This is a genomic window from Kitasatospora sp. NPDC057940, from assembly GCF_042887425.1.
Lineage (GTDB): Bacteria > Actinomycetota > Actinomycetes > Streptomycetales > Streptomycetaceae > Kitasatospora.
The window spans coordinates 1-1,082 of the sequence record NZ_JBHVPH010000069.1 but is presented as its reverse complement, the minus strand read 5'-3'; the positions used below and the strand labels follow the sequence as shown (position 1 = coordinate 1,082).

1 pseudogene is annotated in these 1,082 nt (G+C 70.1%); it reads left to right on the top strand.

Annotation, left to right across the window (positions count from 1 at the left end):
- Positions 1-1,082: pseudogene (locus ACFVTF_RS38535) on the top strand (hypothetical protein); the annotation flags it as partial.

Sequence of the window (1,082 nt, the reverse complement as noted above, 5' to 3'; positions counted from 1 at the left end):
GCCTCCCCCACCACGGTCACGGCCGTCGGGCAGGTCGTCGACTACAGCTTCCTGGTGACGAACAGCGGGAACGTGACGCTGACCGACGTGACGGTGAACGAGACCGCGTTCTCCGGCACCGGCACCCCGCCCGCGATCACCTGCCCGGCCGGCGCCGCCTCGCTGGCACCCAACACGTCGGTGACCTGCACCGCCCACTACACCGTCACCCAGGCCGACATCAACGCAGGCTCGATCACCAACACGGCTACGGCGACCGGTACTCCGCCCACCGGCCCGCCGGTCACGTCCCCGCCGTCCAACGCAACCGTCACCGCGACACCCTCTCCGGCGATCACCATCATGAAGACCGCCTCGCCGACCACGGTCACGGCCGTCGGGCAGGTCGTGGACTACAGCTTCCTGGTGACGAACAGCGGGAACGTGACGCTGACCGACGTGACGGTCAACGAGACCGCGTTCTCCGGCACCGGCACCCCGCCCGCGATCACCTGCCCGGCAGGCGCTGCCTCGCTCGCGCCCAACACGTCGGTGACCTGCACCGCCCACTACACGGTGACGCAGGCCGACATCAACGCAGGCAGCATCACCAACACCGCGACCGCGACCGGCACTCCGCCCACCGGCCCGCCCGTGACCTCACCGCCGTCCAACGCGACCGTCACCGCGACGTCCAACCCGGCGCTCACCATCGCCAAGACCGCCTCCCCCACCACGGTTTCGACCGTCGGACAGGTCGTCGACTACAGCTTCCTGGTCACCAACACCGGCGACGTCACCCTCACCAACGTGACGGTGAACGAGACCGCGTTCTCCGGCACCGGCACCCCGCCCGCGATCACCTGCCCGGCCGGAGCCGCCTCGCTGGCACCCAACACGTCGGTGACCTGCACCGCCCACTACACGGTGACGCAGGCCGACATCAACGCGGGCAGCATCACCAACACCGCGACAGCCACCGGCACACCGCCCACCGGCCCGCCGGTCACCTCACCGCCGTCCAACGCGACCGTCACCGCGACCTCCAACCCCGCGCTCACCATCGTGAAGTCGGTGGATGCGACGGAACTGACCGCAGTCGG